This is a genomic window from Streptomyces sp. 4F14, assembly GCF_048159485.1.
Classification (GTDB): Bacteria; Actinomycetota; Actinomycetes; order Streptomycetales; family Streptomycetaceae; genus Streptomyces.
The window spans coordinates 1-351 of the sequence record NZ_JBLRVY010000288.1 but is presented as its reverse complement, the minus strand read 5'-3'; the positions used below and the strand labels follow the sequence as shown (position 1 = coordinate 351).

The following is a 351-nucleotide window of genomic DNA, read 5'->3' as shown; positions in this document are numbered from 1 at the left end:
CGATGTCCTTGTCCACGGTCGAGCCGACCGTCTGCTCGAAGTTGGCGCAGACGGGGCAGCGCGGGTCCTCGTAGACCTTCAGGGTCTTCTTGGCGCTGTCCTTGCCGATGACGACGGTCGTGCCGTTCGTGCCGCTGGTGTTGGCCGGGGTGACGACCTTCTTCTTCTGGTCCTTCACGGACTCCCAGTGGCTGGGCTTGTTGGCCTGGACGATGGCGTAGCCGATGCCGCCGGCCGCCGCCAGGACGCCGACGATCGAGGCGGCGACGATGATCTGCCGCCTGGCCTTGGCCCGCTTCGCCTCGCGCTCGCGCTCGGCGCGCAGCCGCTCCCGGGCCGCCGTCTTCGCCG

Annotated in this window: 1 protein-coding gene; it reads right to left on the bottom strand. The window is 69.8% G+C overall.

What is annotated here, in order from left to right; translation table 11 throughout:
- Positions 1-351: thioredoxin domain-containing protein (locus tag ACLZOT_RS50760; RefSeq protein WP_416976088.1), on the bottom strand; the 351-nt coding region annotated here is incomplete at both ends.